This is a genomic window from Flavisolibacter ginsengisoli DSM 18119 (genome assembly GCF_900129295.1).
GTDB lineage: Bacteria > Bacteroidota > Bacteroidia > Chitinophagales > Chitinophagaceae > Flavisolibacter > Flavisolibacter ginsengisoli.
The window spans coordinates 177300-202493 of sequence record NZ_FQUU01000001.1; the positions used below are offsets into that span (position 1 = coordinate 177300).

General features: G+C 41.2%; 19 protein-coding genes. 6 read left to right on the top strand and 13 right to left on the bottom strand.

All coding sequences use genetic code 11. The features are described 5' to 3' along the window. Nucleotides 1–4 precede the first annotated feature (4 nt). The 5 genes from BUA53_RS00690 to metX form a co-directional block, all read right to left on the bottom strand. Entirely contained in the window at nt 5–1828 is a 1824-nt protein-coding gene (locus tag BUA53_RS00690; protein WP_072833312.1) for a DUF4091 domain-containing protein, read from the bottom strand. 82 nt (nt 1829–1910) lie between these two features. Then, nucleotides 1911–3584, bottom strand: a complete 1674-nt coding sequence (locus BUA53_RS00695) for a RagB/SusD family nutrient uptake outer membrane protein (RefSeq protein WP_072833313.1) — start codon at nt 3582–3584, stop codon at nt 1911–1913. 11 nt (nt 3585–3595) lie between these two features. Next, nucleotides 3596–6670: a SusC/RagA family TonB-linked outer membrane protein gene (locus tag BUA53_RS00700; RefSeq protein WP_072833314.1), complete on the bottom strand. Its 3075-nt coding sequence runs from the start codon at nt 6668–6670 to the stop codon at nt 3596–3598. A 444-nt stretch (nt 6671–7114) separates the two neighbouring features. Continuing rightward, the gene (locus BUA53_RS00705) at nt 7115–8278 is read right to left on the bottom strand and encodes a trans-sulfuration enzyme family protein (RefSeq protein ID WP_072833315.1); all 1164 of its coding nucleotides are present in this window, start codon (nt 8276–8278) and stop codon (nt 7115–7117) included. 45 nt (nt 8279–8323) lie between these two features. Then, complete coding sequence (metX, locus tag BUA53_RS00710) at nt 8324–9379, bottom strand: homoserine O-acetyltransferase MetX (RefSeq protein ID WP_072833316.1); 1056 nt, start codon at nt 9377–9379, stop codon at nt 8324–8326. A gap of 705 nt (nt 9380–10084) precedes the next feature. On the opposite strand from metX, the gene BUA53_RS00715 reads away from it, so the two are divergent. From BUA53_RS00715 to BUA53_RS00740, 6 genes are all read left to right on the top strand, one after another. Next, nucleotides 10085–10894 (top strand): SDR family oxidoreductase, encoded by an 810-nt coding sequence (locus BUA53_RS00715; RefSeq protein WP_072833317.1) that lies wholly within the window; start codon nt 10085–10087, stop codon nt 10892–10894. 65 nt (nt 10895–10959) lie between these two features. Continuing rightward, on the top strand, nt 10960–11787 hold the full coding sequence (locus tag BUA53_RS00720; RefSeq protein WP_072833318.1) for an SAM hydrolase/SAM-dependent halogenase family protein: 828 nt from the start codon (nt 10960–10962) through the stop codon (nt 11785–11787). Beyond that, nucleotides 11784–12077 (top strand): putative quinol monooxygenase, encoded by a 294-nt coding sequence (locus tag BUA53_RS00725; RefSeq protein WP_072833319.1) that lies wholly within the window; start codon nt 11784–11786, stop codon nt 12075–12077. Before BUA53_RS00720 ends, BUA53_RS00725 begins: the two co-directional genes overlap by 4 nt. 204 nt (nt 12078–12281) lie before the next feature. Then, nucleotides 12282–15635 carry a glycosyltransferase family 117 protein gene (locus BUA53_RS21520; protein ID WP_072833320.1) on the top strand — a complete coding sequence of 1118 codons (3354 nt, stop codon included), beginning with the start codon at nt 12282–12284 and terminating at the stop codon, nt 15633–15635. 102 nt (nt 15636–15737) lie between these two features. Then, entirely contained in the window at nt 15738–16835 is a 1098-nt protein-coding gene (locus BUA53_RS00735; protein WP_072833321.1) for a vWA domain-containing protein, read from the top strand. A 180-nt stretch (nt 16836–17015) separates the two neighbouring features. After that, the gene (locus tag BUA53_RS00740; RefSeq protein WP_072833322.1) at nt 17016–18548 is read left to right on the top strand and encodes a MoxR family ATPase; all 1533 of its coding nucleotides are present in this window, start codon (nt 17016–17018) and stop codon (nt 18546–18548) included. A 74-nt stretch (nt 18549–18622) separates the two neighbouring features. Here the strand turns inward: BUA53_RS00740 and cysM are convergent, their stop codons facing one another. From cysM to phoU, 8 genes are all read right to left on the bottom strand, one after another. Continuing rightward, entirely contained in the window at nt 18623–19495 is an 873-nt protein-coding gene (gene cysM / locus BUA53_RS00745) for a cysteine synthase CysM (RefSeq protein ID WP_072833323.1), read from the bottom strand. Between the two features lie 9 nt (nt 19496–19504). Next, nucleotides 19505–20320, bottom strand: coding sequence for a serine O-acetyltransferase EpsC (epsC, locus tag BUA53_RS00750; protein WP_072833324.1), 816 nt, complete (start codon nt 20318–20320; stop codon nt 19505–19507). Nucleotides 20321–20351: 31 nt separating this feature from the next. Further along, nucleotides 20352–20780, bottom strand: a complete 429-nt coding sequence (locus BUA53_RS00755; protein ID WP_072833325.1) for an OsmC family protein — start codon at nt 20778–20780, stop codon at nt 20352–20354. A gap of 76 nt (nt 20781–20856) precedes the next feature. Beyond that, nucleotides 20857–21639 (bottom strand): phosphosulfolactate synthase, encoded by a 783-nt coding sequence (locus BUA53_RS00760; protein WP_072833326.1) that lies wholly within the window; start codon nt 21637–21639, stop codon nt 20857–20859. Nucleotides 21640–21812: 173 nt separating this feature from the next. Then, nucleotides 21813–22601: an NIPSNAP family protein gene (locus tag BUA53_RS00765; RefSeq protein ID WP_072833327.1), complete on the bottom strand. Its 789-nt coding sequence runs from the start codon at nt 22599–22601 to the stop codon at nt 21813–21815. A gap of 140 nt (nt 22602–22741) precedes the next feature. After that, on the bottom strand, nt 22742–23191 hold the full coding sequence (locus tag BUA53_RS00770) for a hypothetical protein (protein ID WP_072833328.1): 450 nt from the start codon (nt 23189–23191) through the stop codon (nt 22742–22744). Between the two features lie 98 nt (nt 23192–23289). Beyond that, nucleotides 23290–24255, bottom strand: a complete 966-nt coding sequence (locus tag BUA53_RS00775) for a ligand-gated ion channel (protein WP_072833329.1) — start codon at nt 24253–24255, stop codon at nt 23290–23292. Nucleotides 24256–24507: 252 nt separating this feature from the next. After that, a complete protein-coding gene (gene phoU, locus BUA53_RS00780) occupies nt 24508–25188 on the bottom strand; it encodes a phosphate signaling complex protein PhoU (RefSeq protein ID WP_072833330.1) in 681 nt (226 codons plus the stop codon). Between the last annotated feature and the right edge of the window lie 6 nt (nt 25189–25194).

Genomic DNA, 25194 nt, shown 5'->3' on the forward strand with positions numbered 1-25194 from the left:
GAATTTAAAAAGGTTTTGTGGCCAGCTTTTCTGATAATTGGTCTACAAGATCACGGCCTTTTTGTACATCTGCCGTAATTTTCTTAGAGTCAAAATCCTTTTCGGTTAAAAAAGTTTGCAGGTGATTGTTAAGCTGGGCTATCAAATTCTTAACAGCAGGATCTTTTGAAACAGCAGCTTTTTCTTTTATGATGCGTAACTTTTCAAAATCCACAATCCCCTCTCTTAGTTTTTCAAAACGGATACAGCTATTGCCACCGGGGTAAACCAGGAAGCAGTCACCGGCAGGCCATATCTCATGCCTGGCATCACGCATAGGATCATTAGGCCATGCATCATAGGCCCATCTCAAAAATCCATCATAATTATGCGCAGCGGTGTACCAACTGATCCATCTTCCTTCCACCGGAGGTGAAAAAACAAAATTGTTTGGCACAGGAGGGTTACAGCAAACATAATAAGTTGTTGTTTGTCCTCTTTTAGACCTTTGATTCACCACATCAACATTTGATTCATTGCCATAGAGAAAGCAATAATCGTCAAGTAAAGTATCTAGCTCTTTATGCCAGTTGCCAGCATAGGTAATCTTCCATTTCTTTGAATGCTCCTTGATCACTTTAATGGCAGCCAGGGTTTGCTCCATTTCATTCTCATTTATACCGAGGTAAGTTTTTTCAAACCACCCTTTCTGGTCAAGATGCTTTCTCAGATCCGTGAGGAATATATTCCAGAAAGACTTGAACTCCTTTGATTCCGGAGGCCAGGAAACGTACACATAATTACCTGTTTTTTCGTCCATATAGCGGAACCTGAAACCCCATGGTACAGGAGTGTAAATAGTAATGGCTTTATCTATTCCAAGGTCCATACACATTTGAACATATTCATCAAATATGTTGTAATCGAATTTCCATGCACCATCCTTTTTTTTGACCCACTCAATCATTGAACCCTCGATCATATAGGAATTATCAGCCCAGGGGGAATGTACGCCATAGGTAGTGATGAATTTCCCACCAGCATCAGCATATAATTTTAAATGCTTCTTCAATAATATTTTATGTTCTTCTGACCATGGCTTCACATTGTTCTTCCATGCAATCACCCATGGGTTTTGCCATAGATCCAGGCGGTGTTTCCACTCAGTGGGCTTTGGCAATAGCTGGTTTTGAACATTTAATTTCAGGTTAAGGGTAGTGGAATATTTTTCAGACTTCACTTCCACAGTTCCCTTGTAAACTCCTGCTGCAGTTCCCGCTGGAATGTCTATGGAAATCCAAACCGGCCTGGTAGTTTTACCTGGAAGCTCAAACCTGTCAAAATTTTCAAATCTGTCAGGCATCAGGTACAGGTCTTTATAGGGACTGGCACCACAGGTAACGTCTTTAGCACCATATGGATAGTTGCTAACAACATAGTGCACCATGTTAACCTGGAAATTGTTTTTGGATATGGATTGTCCACGGCTATTCTTCAAATCATTTAATACAAATCGAACCTGGTTTAAAGTATCTGTTGACCAAATAAGTACCTGGGAGTTGATGCGTTCTCCTTTCCAGCCTGTGGCTTGCCAGGAAACAGGTTCACTTGGCAATTCAGGTACTTCACTTCTGAAATAGAGCTGGTCAGTTGATCCAAATGCAACATGCATACCTTTTTCCTGTGCTTTCCAGGCTGCAGTATTCACTGTAGTATCAAAATGATATTCATCCTGGTAGTGACCTGGAGGTACGGGAATTTTAGTAAGATCCATCTGCCCCTTATACACCTGTCCAAAGGAAACAAAAGCAAGGTTTAGTAAACCAACGATAAATAAGGCTTTCTTCATAATATATTTTCTTTAAAAAGGAATAAGGATAGGCCACAGTAGCCTATCCTCTATCTTATTAACTACAACTATTAAGATCTGCTTACCAACCTGGGTTCTGCTCTAATGTACCATGAGACAATTGCACTTGTTGCAATGGTATAGGATCAAGGTAATGTTTTGGCTGGAAACTGCGTGCAGATGCAGGTTCCGCAATGATAAATCCATTGGCATCAACCTGTATGTCTACTCCAATCTGCAGATCAGGATATTTGGTCTGGTATTCTGTGCCTACAAATTTAACTCCTTTTAAGGCCTGCGGCATAATGGTTTCAGCGGTCTTCCAGCGTCGCAAGTCTTCACGCCTGAAACCTTCGAAAGCCAGTTCCACAGTTCTTTCTCTCCTGATCTCATCAAGCATATTCAACCCATTGGCATTTACTAATGCATTCGTCAAATGAGGCATAACAGCCCTATCCCGGATCAGGTTAATAGTACGATCCAAATCACCATCAGATATAGAACCATTCTTTTCATACAGTGCTTCTGCTAGTATGAGCAACACTTCTGCATAACGGAATTCCTTGAAATCGTATTCGCCCCGGAACTGTGCAGCATCTATTGTTTCATCAAGGAACTTACGAAGCATATATCCTGTGCGTGTGGCATTACTTCCATTGAAACCCGGGAAGGTAGGCTGCCAGATTCCACCTTCAAAAAATATGGAGGATCCTGGTTCAATAAATGTCATTGACATTCTTGGGTCCCTGTCCTGGAACTCGCTCGTTAATGTACCATAACCTTTAAACAAAGGTGATTTAGTTATAGGAAGACCATCCTTTGCCAGGTATTGGTCAGCAAGGTTCTTAGTTGGTACCATAAAGTTGAACCACAATTCCCTGGTCCAGTTATGTGTTGCCCTGTTGGCATAATATCTTTTAGCCAGAATTACCTCTTTGCTGTCATCACCTTGCAGAATAAACAGGTATTTATAACTGTCTGCACCCTTATCTGTATATAATGCATATTCACCTGAAGCAATCATTTTTTCTGATGCATCAATTGCAAGCGTGAGGTATTTTGCAGCATCTCCCTGTCCATGGTATTTTGCCCATGTACCCTGGTATAATGCAGCCCTTGCCTTTAGAGCTAATGCAGCTCCCTGTGTTACCCTTCCCAACTCATCTCCGCTTAACTGGCTTTGTAAAGGCAACCTGGAAATGGCATTATCCAGGTCACTGATGATAAAGTCAATGATATCAGATTGAGAAGATTTGGCAGTGTATAACTCCGGCGAGGTTACATCCAACACTTTTTCAAGCTTGGGAACACCACCATAATTCTTCACCAGGTTCCAGTAATTGTATGCCCTGAAAAATAAAGCTTCACCTTTCCAGCGGTCAATTCCTGCACCCAATGTAGATTCCTCTGCCTTTTGCAGCAGGTAGTTGGTAGCCCTGATGTATTTATAGGAGTTATCCCACAATGGTGCATTTGCCTGTGGCAAATAGGAACCATTGCTTTTGCTCCTGTTATCAACATTAGCCGCAGCATCGGTGCCGGAACCATAGGCTATATCAGAATTATTGTCTGTGTAATTATGTGCCCCCTGCAAACCATTATAAAAGTCATTGGTGAACAGCTTGAAATCATCTGGAGTTTTCCAATATGAGGCATCAGAGATCTTATCCAGAGGATTAAGATCCAGGTTTTTTTTACACCCTGTGGATATTGCCACAAGAAGTACAAAAAAGGATAAATATTTAAAGCGGGTCATTTCAATAATTTTTAAAAGGTGATATCAATACCAAAAGAATAATAACGCTGGAACGGATAGTTACCACCCCAATCTGCAGATTCAGTATCCCATCCTCCCAGCACATGATGCTTTTCCCAGAGGTCTTGTCCGCTTACATAGATCCTTGCATTGGTAAGCGCCACCTTGCGGATAAGATTTGCCGGTAATGAATACCCTAGCTGTAGATTTTTTAAGCGTACATAAGCGGCATTGATCTTTTGCATTGTCGAAGGCTGGTAGTTCCACCAACGGATATCCCCGAATGACAAGCGTGGATATTCCGCATTTGGCCTGTCTTCATTCCATGTTTTACCATAATAAAATGCAGGCGGCTGTCTCCACCAATCACTCCATGGCATGGAATACTCACCCACCCTGAATAAAGTGCGCTTACCTACACCCTGGAAAAAAACACCGAAGTCAAAGCCTTTATATTTTGCACCAAGGTTAATGCCATAGCTATAACGGGGAGCTGTGTTTCCAACATAGGTTACGTCTCCATCCGTGCCTGCCTTATCACTATACAGGCTTATTTTGCCATCACCATTCAAATCCTTGAAGCGGGCATCACCAATGCCAATTCCTGAAGGAACACCTTCAAGTTTTTTGTAATCATCCAATTCTTTCTGGGTTCTGATGATACCATCAAAAACGTAAGCGAAATAACTGTTAATAGGATAACCTTCACGCGTATTGTTCATTCCAAGCGTATAGGTATTGGCTCCACCAAGATTTACCAATTTATTCTCTGCGTCACTCAAAATTACTCTTGCGGAGTATTGAAAGTCACCTACATTATCCTTCCAGCCCAGGGAAGTCTCAAAACCCCATGTTTTTAATTCACCTGCATTGGAAGATGGAGGTGTGGCTCCCAGCATGCTTGGATAGGTTACATTGATCAACATATCATTGTTGATCTTATTAAAATAATCAAATGAGAAGGTTATCTTATTTCTTAATAAGGTTGCATCAACACCCACATTCTTGTTTACTACAGTTTCCCATGTCCGGTTATAGGCAACCATTCCCTGTAGTGTAGCGGCCGGATCTTGTCTGCCTGCACCAAATGGATACACACCACCCAGGTTGATCTGTTGTATAAAATCATACAATCCAATTCCGTCCTGGTTTCCTACTTTGCCATAAGAACCCCTGAGCTTTAGTTCATTGATCCAGCTAATGTCCTGCATAAATGATTCCTTAGATAAACGCCAGCCCACAGAAACACCAGGGAACATTCCCCATCTTTTATCAGATAATTGAAAGCGTGAACTTCCGTCAAAACGAAGATTCGCTTCCAGCATGTACTTATCATCAAGTACATAACCCAACCGTGAAAAATAAGAACCAATAGCCCAATGATTAGCACCGCCCTTGGAATACATATCACCAACCCCAAGGTTAAGATCCCATACATTATCACTAACGATATTATACCTGCCCGCAGTTGTGTTTTTTAATTCATTCTTTTCATAGGACCCACCTACCATGAAATCAATGTCATGACGACCTGCAAACTTTTTATTGTATTGCAGGTAGCTGTTATAATTCTGGTAGTTTACTGTTCCATTTTGCTCTTCCAGCCAGCTTTGACCTGGATTAGCTATGCTGTAATAAGCCAACGTTCCGTCCCACTGATACAGCGGAACAGGTTTACCCATATCTGTGCTGTTCTTTGCTGTATAGTTGGTTCCAGCCTGCACATTCAACTTAAGTCCACTTACGATATCGGCTATCAATTTAAAATTGGCATTGATGTTCCTGGTATTGTAAGAAGATGTTGGAGCTTCTTTAGCAAAAGCAACTGCATTGCTCCAGCCTCCCTGTGCAAAGAATTTTCCATCTTTTGTATACACCGGGTGGTTGGGCATTCCAAAAATAGCCTCGCCTATAACCCAGTTACCTACACCTGCAATATCAGATCTGTGCTGGTGATCAAATGAAAGTTTAGATTCAAGCCTTATACCTTTGGTAAGATTGTAATCATAGTTCATTCGCAGGTTATACAGTTTATTATTATCATTGGCATATTTCACTACACCACGCTGATCACTGTAACTTCCAGATAAGTAATAGCTTGAATTAGGGCTGCTACCGGACACACTGATGGCATGTCTTTGTTGCTTACCATTCTCCAGTAATTCTTTGATCCAGTCCGTTGAAGTAAAGAACAACATCCATCCGCCATATATAGGGTGAGGTATGGGGTTGGGATCATTATTCAGGATCTTTTGGAGCAGCTCAGGCGTGTACATTGGAGCCGCTCCGTTGTGAATATTGGCCTCATTCTCCATTATAGCAAACTGGTAAGTTGTTGGACTTTCCATCATGCCACTCATTTTTGTAATGGCGAAATTGTTATTATAGGTAATCTTTGTGCTACCGCTTTTACCTCTTTTAGTAGTCACAAGGAAAACGCCACCCGCACCTCTGGCACCATAGATTGAAGCCTGTGCATCTTTCAATACAGAAATGGATTCAATATCAGAAGGGTTCAGTAAGTTAAGGTTGCCCTCAATTCCATCTATCAACACCAGCGGTGAAGCTGCGCCATTGATAGAAGAAGCACCCCTGACATTTAAATTAAAATCTTCCGAGCCAGGCTGGCCGGAATAACGTTGAATATAAGTACCGGGTACTTCACCCTGCAATGCTGCAAATGCATTGGTAATAGGTCTTGATTGAAATACTTCTGCGTTCACAGTAGATACAGAACCTGTTAAGAATTGTTTTCTACGCGTTCCATAACCCACAACAACTACATCTTCCAGTGCCCTGGCATTACCGCTTAGTGTAACAGAATAATAAGACTGGTCTCCCACTACCACTTCCTGTGGTGCAAACCCGGTATAAGTAAATACCAGTGTATCCCTTGAATTGGCACGAATACTAAAATTGCCCAGTACATCAGTGGTAACTCCTCTTGTAGTATGCTTCAGAATCACAGACACACCCTGTAGTGGCCCTTTCTCATCCCTGACCGTACCTTTTATTTCACTCTGCGCAAAGGCAGCATGACCATAAAGCAATAGCAGGAATAGAAACGCAGTAACTGCTTTTTTCATATCAGACTGTTTGGTTTTATAAATAATTATTAATGATTAAAGAAAAGTCTTCGGGCTGTTGAAGAAATAATACGGCTGCAGGATGAAAATCATTCACCTGTCCTCATTGCTAAGAATGCAGCAATCGCTATATCTATCAGCAGCAGCATGTCAAATTCTTTAAGAGAATTCTAACATATACAGCAATATAGCATGAAAGGTTAATTGAAAAATTCATTTAGGGCGGTCAAACGTTTGCGCAAAATTCATTGAAGAAAATACAATCGTTTGCGCAGACTGGCATTAATTATAATACCTCGTCTTTAAGATCAGATGCTTACACCTTAAGAGTTAACAGGGAGCAAGGAAATACAGGATATCAAGGTCCTCAATTGTTTTTGAAATTTTGTGTCCACCCGGGACAAAAGTTCTGCAGGCGCAAACAGTCTCAAAGAGAGATCCCGGTTATACCTTTTTTAAAGCACTAAGTATGTCGCTTAAAATATCTTCCTTCTTTTCCAGCCCGGCAGAGATACGAATCAATCCCGGGGTAATATTCACTTCCTGCCGCTCTGCTTCACTCAATTTTGCATGCGTGGTGCTTGCAGGATGGGAGGCAATACTTCGCGTATCGCCAAGATTCGCAGTAAGAGAGAGCATTTCTAAATTATCCAGGAAGCGCCTTCCGGCATCCAGTCCTCCTTTCAATTCAAAACAAATGATCCCTCCACCATTGATCATTTGCTTTTTAGCAATTGCATATTGAGGATGGGTGTCCAGGAATGGGTATTTCAACCTACTGATCTTTTCATGTCCTTTCAGGTGATCAGCCAGGAAGTAGGCGTTAGAAGCATGCCTTTCCATTCTTACTTCAAGCGTATCAAGGCTTTTGCTTAAAATCCATGCATTGAAAGGCGAAAGCGCAGGTCCTGTGCTGCGGCAGAATAAATAAATATCCTTTATAAGGTCTTTGCGGCCAAGGACAATGCCCCCTAAAACCCGGCCTTGTCCATCTATCCATTTTGTAGCTGAGTGAGTAACCAGGTCAACGCCATACTTTATGGGTAATTGCGCAATGGGGGTTGCAAAACAGTTATCAACATTAAGAATAAGGCCATGCTTTTTTGACAATTTGCCAGCTATTTCCAGGTCAATTATATCCAGCCCGGGATTAGTAGGTGTTTCCAGGAATATCATTTTGGTATTAGGCCTGATGGCCTTTTCCCATTCTTCAGGCTTATCTGCCGGAACGTATGTATATTCTATGCCGTACTTCGGTAAATACTTTGTAATAACAGTATGCGTGCTTCCAAAGATGGCCTTACAACACAACAAATGATCCCCGGCCTTTAGCACAGACATAAAACTTGCAAAGACAGCACTCATACCCGAGGAAGTGGCATACCCTGCCTCCGCCCCTTCCAGGATACACATCTTATCTACAAATTCCTGCACGTTGGGATTAGAGAAGCGGCTGTAAATATTATTATCATTTTCATCTGCAAAAGCAGCCCGCATCTCCTCTGCATCATCAAAACAAAAACTACTTGTCAGGAACAATGGGGAGGCATGTTCTTTTTCACCAGTTCTTTCAATTTGTGTACGTATAGCTTTTGAGATCCTGTCCATGATTCGAAATTAAAATAATAAAAAGGGAAAGAGATTATAATTGCTTTAGCCCTTCCTGGTTACAAACTGGTCATCCGTTTCGATCAATTGAAGCCATTCCTTTAAATGTGCACTTATGATGGCTGTTTCCACCAAAAAGCCGTCGTGACCATAACGGGAATCAAATTCCAGGTAGCTGGAGCAAGAGAAATTTTGAGCAATGAGCTTTTGTTCATCCACGGGACATAGAAGGTCACTGGTGATGCCCATTACCAGGGTTGGCTGTTTAATAGATTGCAAAACTGTTTCAACACTAACCGACCTGCTCCTGGCAATATTGTGCGTATCCAATGCTTTGGAAAGTATATAGTAACTAAAAGCATTAAACCTCCGGGTTAATTTGTCACCCTGGTATTTGATATACGAAGAAGCTTTAAAGTCATCCAGTTTTTCATTTCCCGGTTCGGATTGAGTGGCCATAAAAGAATCGTAACTTCTATAGGTGATCATTCCAATGGCCCTTGCTGCAGCTAATCCTTTTGCGCCGGCGCCACGGTCTCTTTTCTGCCATGTATTATCTGCTTCAATGGCCAGCCGCTGGGCAGTGTGAATAGCAATGCCCCATGGAGTTTCTCTTGCCGAAGTGGCAATCAGGAACTGCCTTTCGATCAATTGAGGTTGCATCAATGTCCATTCCAGCACCTGGTAGCCACCCATGCTCCCTCCAGCCAAAAGAAAGATCTTATCAATACCAAGATGCTTCCTCAGCAATTCATGTGCATTCACCATATCCCTGATAGTTATCAGCGGAAACTGATGGTAATATGGTTGCTTTGTAACCGGATCTATGTCTATTGGGCCTGTGGTGCCATAGGCTGAGCCCAGGATATTGGCACATATAACGAAATAATGATCGGTATCAAAGGCAAGCCCCGGGCCAATCATCCCTTTCCACCAGTCGGCGACATTAGAGTTGGCAGTAAGCGCATGGCAAACCCAGATGACATTATCTTTCTGATGATTTAGTTTTCCCCAGGTGTTGTAAGCTATAGTTATGGCTGGCAGTGTGTCACCAGCTTCTAAGGCAAAAGGTAAATTATGATGATATAACTGTGGTTTCATTGTACAACTTCATTGATCCTATCCAGGCATCAGGTCTCTTTCGAATAACAAACCGGGAATACCGGCCAAATAAAGCAATCGTTATACAATTATTAATCCCCAAAAATAAGGGAAGCCAGACCTTGGCAAAGAATAAGTTTGTGTTGAAATTACCTTATTGCCCTTCTAGGTAATGAACATTCATACAAGGTTTATATTTAGTTGGTAAAGCCATGGCTCCGCTGCCAGCCTGTTTTCATAGGCCCCATAAACTGAAATAAACAGGAATTCAGACATTACCAGGGCATTCCATTCATTAGACTGTTATTCAATAAAATAGAATCATTAAGATAAGACAGGTCCTTTTATTAACGCTGGTAACAGGAAATTATGGCAAGGATTATATATCCTTACCTCTTCCCTGCCTTTCTTTTGGGTACTTATCGCCTTTGTACCGCCTCTTTAAAGAGCCGTTACAGAGCCGTTACATAGCCGTTACATAGGCGGCACAAAGGCGTTGCATAATAGAAGGAGCTTCCTCTCTTGCATGGGAAATACATTTTATTTGTTGGTTTTGATCAAAGTTTTGCTATATCTGAATTTTATTGTGCTACAGATTTAGTGTTCTCCGAAAGATTGGCCCCGGTGTGCGTTTGGTTATTTATAAACTTCCTCTTTAAACAATGTATATTTTCTGTTAGGTTTGCCGCTAAAACGTATCGAATAATGGCTGGTTATTTTGCTAATAAGGTAGTTGTGGTTACCGGGGGCACAGACGGAATAGGAAAGGCACTGGTGGATCAATTATTGTCCGAGGGGGCGAAAGTATCTACCTGTGGACGCAATCATGATAAGTTATACAGTTTACAATCAGAATATCCATCCTATCACCTGCATACAGTGGTGGCAGATGTGAGCAATGAGAACGATTGCAGGCACTTTATAGAATCTACTATCAAGGTATTTGGAGGAATTGATATTCTGATCAATAATGCGGGAATTTCCATGAGGGCCTTATTGAAAGAAACCTCAGTGGATGTGATACGCAGGGTAATGGAGGTGAACTTTTTTGGAGCTGTTTACTGCACAAAATATGCTCTGGATGCTATTATTGAGAGAAAAGGCACTGTTGTAGGTGTGTCTTCAATTGCCGGTTATCGTGGCCTTCCGGGCCGTAGTGGATATTCTGCTTCAAAATTTGCCTTACAGGGGTGGCTGGAAGCCATTCGTACTGAACTGGTAGATGATGGTGTACATGTAATGTGGGTTTGCCCGGGCTTTACAGCTTCCAATATCAGGAATGCAGCTTTGAACAAGAAAGGCGAGGCCCAGGGAGAAACTCCCCTGGACGAAAGTTCACTAATGCCTGCCGAAGAATGCGCTGAACATATACTGAACGCCATTGAACATAAAAAGCGCACATTGGTATTGACCTTTACCGGTAAAAGAACCATTTTTATGAATAAGTTCTTCCCTGGACTGGCCGATAAACTGGTAAAGAACTTTTTCTTCAAAGAAGGTAAACTGGTAAAATAATGCAGCCAATCAACAACCAAACAGATTATTTGAAAATCTTAATCTCCATTTAATTACCCGGTTTAATGCCCTTTATAACACTTACATCTGATATTGGCGAACAAGACTACCTGGTAGGTGCTGTAAAGGGCAGGTTATTACGTATCAATCCTGAATTCAAGATCATTGATATCACCCATAAGCTGTCCCCATTTAACTATCCTCAGGCAGCTTATGTATGCCGCAATGCCATAAAAAATTTCCCTGAGTTTACCTATCATATTGTACTGGTAAATTTATTTGAATCAAAGCCTGAGCAGCTTCTATTTGCTTTCCATAAGGATCAATACCTGGTGTGTGCAGATAACGGCCTGATCGAAATGATACTGGAAGAAAAACCAGAAATGGTGCTGGGCATACCTTTAGATAAATCAGCCATCAAGAATACGCTCTATTGTATAGATGTGGCGGCAAGAGCTATCACACAATTAATGAATGGAGAACCTTTATTGAAAATAGGTATACCCGATGCCCCTTACCTGGAAAAGAATCCCCTTCGTCCCACTTCGGGCGAAGACTGGATAGAAGGGCAGATCATATTTATAGATCATTTTGAGAATGTCATTGTTAACATCACGCAGGAGCAGTTTGAAGAACAGCGTAAAGGCAGGCGCTTCAAAATAGTCTTTAAAAGAGATGAGGTTATTGAAAGGATTAGCGGAAGCTATGCAGATGTGCCACAGGGAGAAAAGCTGGTACTTTTCAACAGTGCGGGCTACATGGAGATAGCTATCAATAAAGGGAATGCCGCAGGATTATTTGGTCTGAAAGGATACAATGAAAGCAGTCAGCAGGTTTCAGTGATGGTGCAGAACAGGCTATTTTACCAGACCGTTAAAGTGTATTTTGAATGATCATCCGGATTGTGAAAATGGTATTCAGGGAAGAAGAAGTTGTAGCATTTCAACAGCTCTTTGCTGAGCGCCAATCATTGATCCGCCATTTTGAAGGTTGTACTCATCTGGAACTCTGGCAGGATGCAGGGAAACCTTTTACCTTTTTTACTTATAGCTGGTGGGATTCAGAAGAGCATTTAAATAATTACAGGAACTCGCATTTTTTTGATGATACGTGGAAGCAAACAAAAATAAAGTTTGCCGAAAAACCAGAAGCCTGGACGGTGAGATCAGTAGCCAGCCTTTGATAGGTATTAATAAACAGCTCCATTTTACCCACAGAATATTTTATACGGTAAAGAAACAACGTATAAAAAGGCAATGAGCCCGCAACAACTGTTTTAACCTTTTCCTTATTGTTTTCCCTTTAATTTAGCTCCTTCCCTATTTTTGCACGTCCCCTGCCTATAGATGTACAATAAGGGATACAATAAAGAACCAACCATCTTAGTATGAATTTCAGAAAAGTCAATAACATTACCGGCTGGGTAGTGTTTATCATCGCCTCTCTTACCTACATACTTACTGCAGAAAAATCCGGAAGCTTATGGGATTGCGGTGAGTTTGTGTCAGCCTGTTATAAAGTACAGATGCCGCACCCTCCCGGTGCTCCTTTATTCGTTTTGCTCGGAAGGTTCTTCATCATTTTATTTGGAGATAACCCAGCCAGTGCAGCCAAGGCGGTAAACATCATGAATGCGCTTGCCAGCGGCTTTACCATTTTGTTTCTTTTCTGGACCATTACGCACTTTGCACGCAAGCTGGTAACAGGTTTTCGTGAAGAACCCGATGGTCAGCAAACTTATACCATTATGGGTGCAGGTATTGTTGGAGCACTTGCCTATACTTTCACTGAATCATTCTGGTTCAGTGCTGTGGAAGGTGAAGTGTATGCGCTTTCCTCCTTTTTCACAGCGCTTGCCTTCTGGGCCATGTTGAAATGGGAAAGAGCTGATGATGCAGCAGGTAATGATCGAAACCTGAGAAACCGTGCCGACCGCTGGATCGTTTTTCTTTTCTTCGCACTTGGTTTATCCATCGGCATTCACCTGTTGGGATTATTAGTAATCCCTGCTGCAGTAATGATCTATTATTATAAGCGTTACAATTATACCCGCAATGGTGCCATCTGGGCCTTCCTGATAGGATGTATCATTGTAGGGATTGTGCAGGTAGCGGTGATTCAATGGACCGTTAAACTTGCGGGACAATTTGATATCCTATTTGTCAACAGCTTCCATCTGCCTTTCTTCTCTGGTTTTATATTTTTCTTTGTATTGATTGGCTTCCTGGTATGGCTGGGGCTAAGGTATGCAGACCGCAAGGGCTGGTCCTACCTGCGCCTGGGGCTTTGGTGCTTTTCCTTTATGATGCTTGGCTATTCGGCCTATATCACCACCATGGAACGTTCGAATGCCAATCCTTCCATTGATATGAACAATGTGGACAATCCTATGAACCTGGTTTACTACCTGGGCCGTGAGCAATATGGATCTCAACCTATACTTTTCGGGCCACATTTCCTGGCTCAGCCCACAGGCGTTAAGGAAGGTAAAATGAGGTATGCTAAGGGTGACCATGAATATGTAGAGATTGGTCGTGACCGTGAGCCCGAATATGATTCCAAGGATGTTCAACTGTTTCCCAGGGTATGGGACGGTACTAACGAGCAGGGACATGCCGATTATTATATGTCCTGGTTGAATTTACCAGTGATCACAGCAAAGCAATTAAGTATTGTAACAGCTGTTGCAGATGGAGTGATTCAAACACAGGATCAGTCAGGAAAACCAGACAGCTACGATGTTCCGGATAATTTTGCGCCAAGGGTGCAAAGAGGCCAGGTATTACAACCCGGTACGCCACTTGCTGTAAAGATCCCTTCTTTTGGCGATAACCTGAACTGGTTCTTTACCTACCAGATGGGCTTCATGTACTGGCGTTATTTTATGTGGAACTATGCAGGCCGCCAGAATGATATCCAGGGTAGTGGCAACATTCGTGATGGCAACTGGATCTCGGGCATCAAATTCATGGATGATATGCGTCTTGGCGACCAGGCAAAACTGCCTGATAGTATCCAGGATAACAAGGCTACCAATAAATTATTTTTACTTCCATTCCTGCTTGGTGTGCTGGGTTGTGTTTACCACTACTTCAGGGACCGCAGGGATTGGATCGTTACCTTTTTACTTTTCTTCTTTACGGGTATAGCCATTGTGCTTTACCTGAACCAGCCGGGTAATCAGCCCCGTGAACGTGATTATGCCTATGCAGGATCCTTCTATGCCTTTGCCATCTGGATTGGTTTGGCAGTGGTTGCCGTGGTTAGAATGGCGAGAGAAATACAGGACAAGAAGAACTTCATGAATGTTCTGCTCTATGGCGGCATTACCACATTCATAATTCTATTGCTTAGTGACCTCAATCATATGAGCGGAGGAAATGTTTTTGCGGCCATCTTAGGAGGATTGCTATTTGCAGCCATTACAGCAGCCATTACTTATGCTGTGAGGGCAGCGGGCAAAACAAACCTGAGGGTAGCTGCACTATCAGCCACCCTTTTATGCCTGGTGGCACCTGTCATTATGGGATTCCAGGAATGGAATGACCATGACCGCAGCCAAAAGACGCTGGCGCCAGATATTGCAAAAGACTATCTGAATAGCTGTCCACCCAATGCTATACTCTTCACTTTTGGTGACAATGATACGTATCCATTATGGTATGCACAGGAAGTGGAAGGCGTTCGCCCGGACATCCGTATTTTAAATACGAGTCTTTTGGGAATAGACTGGTATGTAAACCAATTGCGTTACAAGGTCAATGAAAGTGCGCCGATAGATGTTATATGGTCTGCAGACCAGATAAGAGGTGTGCCTTATATAACTTTCGAACCAAGTGGTGATCAGAATAAATATTATGACCTGCTCGATGTGATGAAGAATGTGGTAGGTAAGCAAAATCCAATTGCAACTTTCCCTGTTAAACGTTTTACAGTTCCTGTGGATGCGGCTGCTGTAAAGCAATCAGGCCTGGCAAATGCCACTGACTCTGTGGGAAGCCAGATACAACTTGAGATACCCGAGAATAAAAGCTACCTGTCGCTTGATCAACTGACCATGCTGAATATTCTTGCAGCCAATAACTGGAAACGCCCGATATGCTTTACATCTCCTTACCAGGAAATTGGCTTTGGCCCCTACCTGCGGCAGGAAGGAATGATCTTCAGGCTAACACCAGTTCGTCAACCGCAACAAAGATCTATGGATGTGAATAAAACAGATAGCCTGCTGACCAATGTGTTCAGATTTGGAGGCGCCAGCAAGCCGGGTGTTTATTTTGATGAAGAGAACAGGAGGCATTTACTCACCATTCGCCAAACCTATGCTTTGGCTGCTGCCAACCTGGCCGACCAGGGACGTAAGCAGGAAGCTGTGAACCTGTTGGAAAAAGCAGAAAAAGGCATACTGCCGGCAGATCTGCCTTATGCAATGGTTAGCCGTTTTCAATCACACAACCAGATCTCCATGTTATACCTGGAAGCTGCCTATAAAGCCGGGCATTCTACTTTGGTTAATAAATTAAAAACTGCACTGCATAAAGACCTGACAGATCAAAAGAACTATTATAATTACCTCAAAAGCGAGAAGCCTGATTACTACCCTGCTTTCCAAAACGATGAACAGGATTGCGACCAGTACCTGAGGTATCTTGAAAGCATGGAAAAAACTTATAATCCATTAGGTAACATTGTGTCAGAACATCCCGGACAAAAGGACTCTTCTGACTCTCTAAAAAAATAAAAAGCTCAACAGAATCTTAAAACCCCGGCTCAAAACCGGGGTTTTTTCTTTAACGATCTGCCATGAACAAACAATGCATAATTATTGTAGATTGTATAGCATATGAAAGGATTTCATTTTACAGGCTTTGACCCAAATGAGGATAGCAAAAGCAATTTTGAAAAACTGCTGGATCTTTTCATGCAATTGCTTACCTACACCAGTGGAGATGTTGGAGAGGCGCTTCAATGGCTGAACCAGCTTGACAGGCAATATGAACTCACCAACGAAGAATATGGAATGGGCGATTTTATAGAAGACCTGAAAGACAAGGGATATATAACGGACGATGAAGGCAAGGCAGAAATAAAGATCACACCAAAGACAGAACAGGGCATCCGTAAGCGTAGCCTGGAAGAGATCTTTGGAAAGCTTAAAAAAACCAAAAGCGGGGATCATCAAACATATAAACCCGGGCAGGGTGACGAGATTAGCCCTGACTCGAGGCCCTTTCAGTTTGGCGATATGCTGGAACAAATAGATTTTACTGAATCGATCAGGAATGCACAGATCAATCATGGTCTTGAATCCTTTACCATGCAAGAGGATGATCTGCAAATAAGGGAAACGGATTTTAAATCTCAAACATCAACTGTGCTGATGATCGATATTTCGCATTCCATGATATTATATGGTGAAGACCGTATCACCCCAGCCAAGAAAGTAGCCATGGCATTAAGTGAACTCATTACCACTAAATATCCCAAGGATACATTGGATATAGTGGTATTTGGAAATGATGCCTGGCCGGTGGAGATCAAAGACCTTCCCTATTTGCAGGTAGGCCCTTACCATACCAATACTGTGGCCGGACTGGAACTAGCCATGGATATTTTGCGGAGGAGGAAAAATCCAAATAAGCAGATCTTTATGATCACTGATGGCAAGCCTACTTGCCTCAAGATTGGAAGGAAGTATTATAAAAACAGTTTTGGTCTTGACAGGAAAGTGACCAGCAGGTGCCTTAACCTGGCTGCTCAATGTAAGAAATTAAAAATACCTATCACCACATTCATGATAGCCACTGATCCTTACTTGCAGCGATTTGTGCAGGAGTTTACGGAGACCAATAATGGCAAGGCTTATTTTGCCAGTCTTGACCGCCTGGGTGCTTTTATATTCCGTGATTTTGAAAGTGGAAAACGGAAAACGGTTTATTGAACTATATAAATCCATCCCCGGTATCAACTATTTAGTGGCAGGTTAGAATTAGATATTTACCCTTATAAGATGCAGCTCACTTCTGTTGAATATATATGATAAGAGCAAGAAAGAAGCGGTTATACTACATATCATAAAGTTTAAAGGACAGTTATATACAATTAAATACACTCAACCAGTATGGATATAAAACACATCAATACGATCAGGGAATTAAAAGAGGCTGGATACAGGTCGAAAAGCATAAAAGAAGAGATCCGGGAAAATCTTATTAAAAAGCTTCAGCAAAAGGAAGAAACATTTACAGGTATCATTGGATATGAAGACACGGTGATACCAGATGTGGAAAGAGCATTACTTAGTAAACATAACATCTTATTCCTGGGTTTAAGAGGGCAGGCAAAAACCCGGATGGCACGGCAGATGACGGAATTGCTGGATGAATATGTACCTATAATTACAGGCAGTGAGATCAACGATGATCCCCTGAAACCCATTTCAAAATATGGCAGGGAACTAATTCATGAAAAGGGAGATGACACACCAATAGAATGGATTCACAGGAGCCAACGTTATGGCGAAAAGCTGGCAACACCTGATGTAAGTGTTGCAGACCTGATTGGCGATATTGACCCAATAAAAGCTGCCAACCTCCGCCTGAGCTTTGCTGATGAAAGGGTGATACATTATGGTATCATACCCAAAACTAACAGGAGCATTTTTGTTATCAATGAATTGCCTGACCTGCAGGCAAGAATCCAGGTGGCATTATTTAACATCCTTGAAGAAGGTGATGTGCAGATCCGTGGATTCAAACTGCGTCTGCCTTTGGATATCTTGTTTGTTTTTACAGCAAACCCGGAAGATTATACCAACAGGGGATCTATTGTTACCCCATTAAAGGATCGTATTGAAAGCCAGATATTGACCCATTACCCCAAATCATTGGAAAATGCTTTGGCTATCACAGAGCAGGAAGCAGATGTAAGCGATGAACAAAAGGAAAAGATTGATATCAGTGACCTGGTGAAGCGCCTGATAGAACAGGTAGCTTTCGAAGCAAGAGGCAGCGAGTTCGTGGATAAAAAAAGTGGTGTCAGCGCAAGGCTTACGATTTCAGCCTTTGAAAATGCAGTGAGTGCTGCAGAAAGAAGATCTATCATAAATAATGAAAAGAATACGCAGATCTGGGTAAGTGACCTTGTTGGCATCATTCCATCCATAACGGGTAAGATAGAACTGGTGTATGAAGGAGAACAGGAAGGACCTTACCAGGTAGCCATGAACCTGCTTGACAAATCCATACGGTCACAATTCATTCAATATTTTCCTAACCCCGATACATTGAAAAAGCGGGCACCCAGGAAAGGTGAAACACCACAGCCTGTTGATAATCCCTACAAATCAATTATATCATGGTTTGATAAAGGAAATCATGTCAACCTGCTTTTTGGCACTACTGACAGGGATAAGATCGATGAACTGTATAAAGTAGATGGATTGCACGCCTTGGTGAAAAAAACCTTCCCTGGTGCTAACGAGAAAGAAGCTGCGTTGTTAATGGAGTTTGTATTACATGGGTTATCATCTTACTCACTGATCAGTAAAAAGATACTAGAGACCTCTGTAGAATTTAAGGACCTGATGGGTAGTATGTTGAATATTCAATCCTCCTCCTTATATGACGAAACAGATGAAGAAGATTTTGGTTAATTTTACCAACAAGCATAAAAAAAGCTTCCACAAGGGAAGCTTTTTTTATGCAGCTATATAAGCTACAAGATTATTTATCCAAAAAGGTCACTGCTCAGGTAACGATCTCCCCTATCGCAGGCTATGAATACGATAAGCCCTTCTTGTATTTCATTGGCTATCCGTAAGGCGGCACAAGCGGCACCACCACTACTCATACCAGCAAAAATGCCTTCTTCCCTTGCCAACCTGCGCGTGGTATCTACAGCCTCCTGCTGAGAAATGTCCATAATCCGGTCTACCCTGAAAGGTTCAAATATTTTTGGGAGGTAGGCCTCAGGCCAACGCCTGATACCAGGAATAGAAGCTTCTTCTGTGGGCTGGCAACCTACGATCTGTATGTCCTTATTTTGCTCTTTAAAAAACCTGCTGCAACCCATAATGGTTCCGGTAGTTCCCATAGCACTTACAAAATGGGATATTTGATGCTGGCTGTCTTTCCATATTTCCGGGCCAGTAGTAAGATAATGTGCTTTGTAATTATCGGGATTTGCAAACTGGTTCAGAAGAAAGTAACCTTTTGTTGCAGCCTTATCTTCTGCATAATCCCTGCATATCTCAATACTATCAAGCAGAGTGACCTTAGCCCCGAATGCTTCCATGGTAAGCACTCTTTCACGTGTTGAAGAAGCAGGCATTACCAGTTCGATTTCCAATCCAAAGAGTTTTGCCATCAATGCCATTGCAATACCGGTGTTGCCGCTGGTGGCCTCTATCAATTTGGTATCCCGGCTGATATCTCCACGTTCCAGTGCGCTTTTAATCATGTTTAGTGCCGGTCGATCCTTTACACTTCCACCCGGGTTATTACCTTCCAGCTTGGCAAAGATCTTAACTCCGGGGTTTGAATTCATTTTTTGCAATTCAACCATCGGCGTATTTCCAACTGTATCTAATATGCCAGCCATATTTATTTATTAAGTGTGATTAAATTTATTTTCCACAACAGTTATCTCTACGTTATGGTAGACAAGAGATCCAGGAGGAACGCTTTTCGTTAGCCATACATTACCACCAATGACAGAATGCCGGCCAATAACAGTTTCGCCACCAAGTATAGTGGCCCCTGAATAAATGATCACTTTATCCTCAACTGTAGGGTGGCGCTTTGTAAAGGCCATTGCTTTATTTACGCTTAATGCACCGAGTGTTACGCCCTGGTATATTTTCACATGGTTGCCTATCCGGGTAGTTTCGCCAATAACCACACCTGTACCATGATCGATCATAAAGTATTCTCCTATCTCAGCGGCCGGGTGTATATCAATCCCGGTTTTAGAATGGGCATATTCAGTTAGTATCCTGGGAAGTAGGGGCACATTTAATTTCAACAATACATGTGCAATACGGTAAAAGCACAGGGCATAAAAACCAGGGTAAGCCCTGATGACCTCAAATTCATTTCTAGCGGCAGGGTCGCCGTGCAGTATGGCATGTATATCGGTATTCAGTAACCGATAAATAGTGGGTATTTTACCAATAAAATCTTTCGCCACAGCTTCGTTATTACAATCATAACAAGCCTTGGTAGCATTTAATAGTTTAACCAGGTCCGTTTCCAGTTTCTGAAATCCTTCTTCAATTTCTAACGTACTGGAATAGGTGGCTTTAGAAAGTTCCGGGTATAAAAGGCATATCAGGTGAGATGCCCAGGCGGCAATAACCTCGTTGGATGGTACAACCTCCCTTTTCTGTTGTTTATCCAATATCTCCTGAAACAAGTTTTTATTCATATGTTGATCATGCCTTTAACTATGAAGTGGTTTACATAGATGGAGAAACCCTGACTACCCATGAAATATCTGTACCGCCCCTGCGCAAAGTTTCTGCTACAGAGCAATACTTTTCCATAGAAAGGGAGGCTGCTTTATCAGCTTTTTCCTTTTCAACATTTCCTGTTAACTGGAAAGTAACAGATATAGATTTCCACAAGGAAGGTATTTTATCTTTTTCCCTTTCACCTTCAATTATGATGGATAGATCTTTGATCTCCTGTCTTTGCTTCTTCAATATACTTACCATATCAATAGCACTGCAGCTTCCCAAAGCGCATAACACTAATTGCATCGGACGAAATCCCGAGCCAGATCCACCATTTTCCTTGCTGCTGTCGGTTGAGAGAATATGTCCCATCTCATCTTTTACTTCGAAGCCAAAATCACCGGTTGTTCTATTCATTTCAATCCTTGCCATTCCATTAAAATTTGTATGCTTCTGAAATCTTTATAAATTATAGTATGCCGAACTAAGTGGATTATTTATACAATAACTATACTTTCCTTCCGCTATGCTCAAGGAAAAGGTCAAAACTATCGCTCCTCAATCCAAGGCGCATGGTTTCTAAAGGAATAACCTCACGAGGCTCTATGTTACCCAGGTTGGCGTTGCAACCAAGCTGGCGGATAAAATACAATTGCTGGTCTTTTTCCGGGGCTTCCCAGATGATCTTTTCCCCAGGTATCCTTGTCAGGATTTCTTCCACAAGTCCTTCCCTTACTTCACCAGAATTTCTATAGACTCCTTCTGTACCTGTTTCTTTTGCTTCAGCAATAAGATATGCAGACCCCGCGTCCAATTCAGCCTGCATCATATTTATCCATTGATAAGGCGGGGTAACTTTTACCTTATCCTTGTCTTTAGAACCAACCTCGCTAATGACTGTACCTATTTCTGAAAGTGTTTTGATATAATGACACTTTTCTTCATGACTGATAGAAATGGCACCATCGGAAACTTCTATAAATGAAAGTTCAAATTCTTCGAGCAGTTTAATATAATCATTGTATTGACCTCTTATAACAAAGGCTTCAAAAAGGAGTCCTCCAAAAAATACGGGTACATTATTAGATTGATAAAGCTTAACTTTTTCCCTGATTTGAGGAGTGACCAGTGCCGTGCCAAATGCCAATTTCACCATATCAATATAGGGCTTGCCCACAGCTAAAAGATTTTCAGTTTCCGCGATACTCATTCCCTTATCACTTATAACCGTAAGCCCAAAGCTCCTGGGCCTGGAGGTGCGTTCAGGAATACTTGAAAGATTATAATTCATGAAACAAAATTAGCTTATAATTAAGCATGTATTAAGGTTCATTTCGTCTAATGGAGATGCCTTGAAAGTAAGCTGTTATGTATTTCCTTACAATGTATTAGCAAGCACCAATAACCTTACTAATCTATGTTAGCCAGGAAAACTTGTATGTGAAGAATGCTATAAGAAGAAGCTTACAGATCGGAATAGGCTGTAGCATGTAAAAATTCTATGTTTATATGAGAAACATTATCCTGGTATTCTGGTAAAGCAGACAGTTTTTTCCATTCGGGATCATTACCGAAAGATTTCCAATGAGCTTCCCTTGCTGCCATATTATCAAACGAGGTCATATACATTAAATTGGGCATATGGCTACCAAAAACCACCTCTGAATAAAATACGGCATTAAATCCCAGGCGTTTGAATAATGCTATCTCACCACCCTGGTTAAACATTTTTACTTTGCTTTTAAAGTACATTTCAGTAGGACTCTCATAACTACGTAATTCATAGATCCTATCCTTTATGTCGCCCGTTAGTTGGGTTTTAACAACCCTGGGCATTAATTGAAAGCTTTTTAGTAAAATGGTTTCGAATCTTATATATGGAGCATTATTGTGGGGTGCCTGCAAATAATCCTTTCCACGGTTGTTAAGCTCCACATCATTTTCCAGGTGCAGGCTTAATTTTTCTATATTCTTTAATGACTTGAAGGGTATTAGTACATAGATCTTCTTATCTATAGCTGTATCGTTGGTAATATTGGTAAATACCCCAACCATTTTGTATCCTGCTTTATGAAGGGCAGGCAGGTAGGCTTCTTCCAGGTATTGGCTGACCTGTTTTAATTGAACACTATCCTTAGCATGGTATATACGAAGTTGAATATATTGCCGTTCCTGCGCCCGTGCTTTGAGAAATGATGTACATAAACAAAAAGTAAATACAACCAACAGAATAGCAGGAAACTTCAGATTCATATCAGTGAATGTTTTAGTAAATATAAACCACTGAATGTTGCCAGATAATAAAGCGGGTCTCAAGTTTAAATGAATTAAAAAAACAGGGCTGCGATTTATTCACAGCCCTATTTACAGCATTAACGACAATATGTTAATTACTAGAATTTATAACCAAAGGACACTCCGCCATAATAGGGGACAAAAAAACCACTGCCAAAGACAGGATTGATGAAAGCCCTGAAAGTAAAACCACCATCTTTTGGCTGCATACGGTAACCAAAAAGGATATGTCCAAAAGTTTCAGCGAAATCCCCGGAACCTGTACCAATAACAGGTGTTACACCAGCGCCCATTTCAAAATAGTTCCTGGAGTCTTTACCAAGGATATAATTTAACCCGATAGGCACAAAAACAGCACCTTCCCCATCTATACTTAAACCACCAATTCCTATTCTTCCCCCAAGGCCATCTTCTTTTTTACTAAAACGGGTATCAAAATTAATAGAAGCTAACCCAGGGCCTCCTAGTTCTGCATAGATAGATTTGGCCTGAGAATAGGCACCAGTAACCATAAGGGTAACAATAAAAAGCGTCACAATTTTCTTCATAAGCTGATTTTTTGATAAAAGACCCAAACATACAATATAGTGCTGCAAACTATATATGTTAAATAAAAAAGTTATTAACCTTAATAAAGACCTTGCTTTTATGATCCGGTGATAGCTTTAGAAATAAAATAGAAATTCAATAATAGGTAAATTATTAGCACTATTTGCGCTGCTAGCATATCGAATTTAAACGCCTTTCGCAGTTTGTTTTGTTTGACAAGCATTAGTGAATAAGCTGTTGCGGTTATAATGGCAAAAATAAAAAACAAGGTTAATCCATGAAGTGTATCTACCAATGTGAATGTTGTAGATTCAGGCAAAGAAGAATCAATAATGTATTTATTGCCTATGACAGCAAACAATGAACCTACACTAAGGCCAAACCTGGAATCCATACCATCGGCGTGAATATAAAAACAAACATAAGCTATCAGGAAAGCGATATACATTCCCAGGAACATTTTCCAAAACAACCCTGCTGCGTCTCTTTTAATTCCTAATCTTACCCGGAAGGAACTATATTCTGTATGAGGGGCAACCATAGTTTCATCTCCAAAGGCGGTTTCATATTTCTTTATACCATTGGTAATAATACAACTGTCAATAGACCAACCGCTAAGCGTAAAACGGGGATCAAAATGCTTTCCGACAGAATCAGGTATAAAGACAAGGGATCTGGAGTCAAACTGAGAATTTTCTATGGAAAGCCTGAGCGTTTGCCTGTCAAAAGGAAATTTGGCAATCTTCCAGGTATCTTTCATAACGCATTGCATTTTCATTTGCATGTAAACTTCAGGGCCTGAGCTATCTACAGTAGCAAAAGACCTTGAAACGGATTTAGCCTGTGGCACTTCCAGGTTTTGCAGGAAATCAAATTTTCTGTTCCTGTATTTCAACCAAAGCCAGAAACTGATAGTGTACTCTTTTTGCTTAAAATCAATATCATGTATGCTGGTTATATATATGCCCACCTTTACAGTATCAGGCTGAGATTCCTGTGCATAAGATCTCTTATTAAAACAAATACAACAGAAAAGGAGAATGAATGACAAAAGAGACTTCATGGGTTTCGTTTTCGGATACAGGATCATTCTAAAAGCAATTTAATTTGCTTTAAGGTTAATTAAAGGGCCAAGGTAATTAAATGGACTTAAAAGTAAAAGCGATGTATGAAAGCAACTTCTTAGCCATGGTTATTGAAAATCGTAACGCCCTGTAGAAACAGGGCGTTACATTGGGAAATTAAATCTCAATACGAGATCTGCGAACTTATCATTGAAATGTTTCTTTATTGTTGCCTAAATATTATGTAAATGTTAAGCGTTTTTTCCATTGCCTTTTCTCTGTGTATGTTTAATCACTTTAGCTTCGAGGTAAAATATGATCTCTTCTGCAATGTTCTCTGCCTGGTCTCCAACACGTTCTAACCTTCTAATTATAGATAAGACATTCAGTGCCTGTTGTAAATCCTCTGGATGATCTTTGAGATAAATAATCAATAAATGATTTGCCTTCTTATTGATCTCGTCCAGAAATTCATCTCTTTTAAAAATCCCCCTTGCATCTGTAGTCTTTTCATTTTCGAAAGCTAATAGGATTTCCTCGACTAATTTCACGGCTTCACCATACATTTCAACCACCTGGGTATGGTCAAGCAATTCCTGTTTGAAAGGTTTATCTGTATCGATGATCAATTTAGCTATTCCCTCAGCTATATCACCTACTCTTTCAAGGTTAGTATTAATTTTTAAAACTGCCAGCACAAACCGCAGGTCTACAGCTACAGGGGAATAAATAGCCAGGATATTTTCTGAATTTTTATCTATCTGCAATTCTGCAGCATTCACTCTTTTTTCGATCATTACAATCTCCCTGGCGAGGTCTTTATCGAAATTCAGCAGGGCAGATAATCCTTTGGTAAGCTGGGAATGCACCAGTTGCCACATCTCAATGACCTGCTCTTTTAATTCTTTGATCTCAGTTTGAAATTGTGTCATAATTGT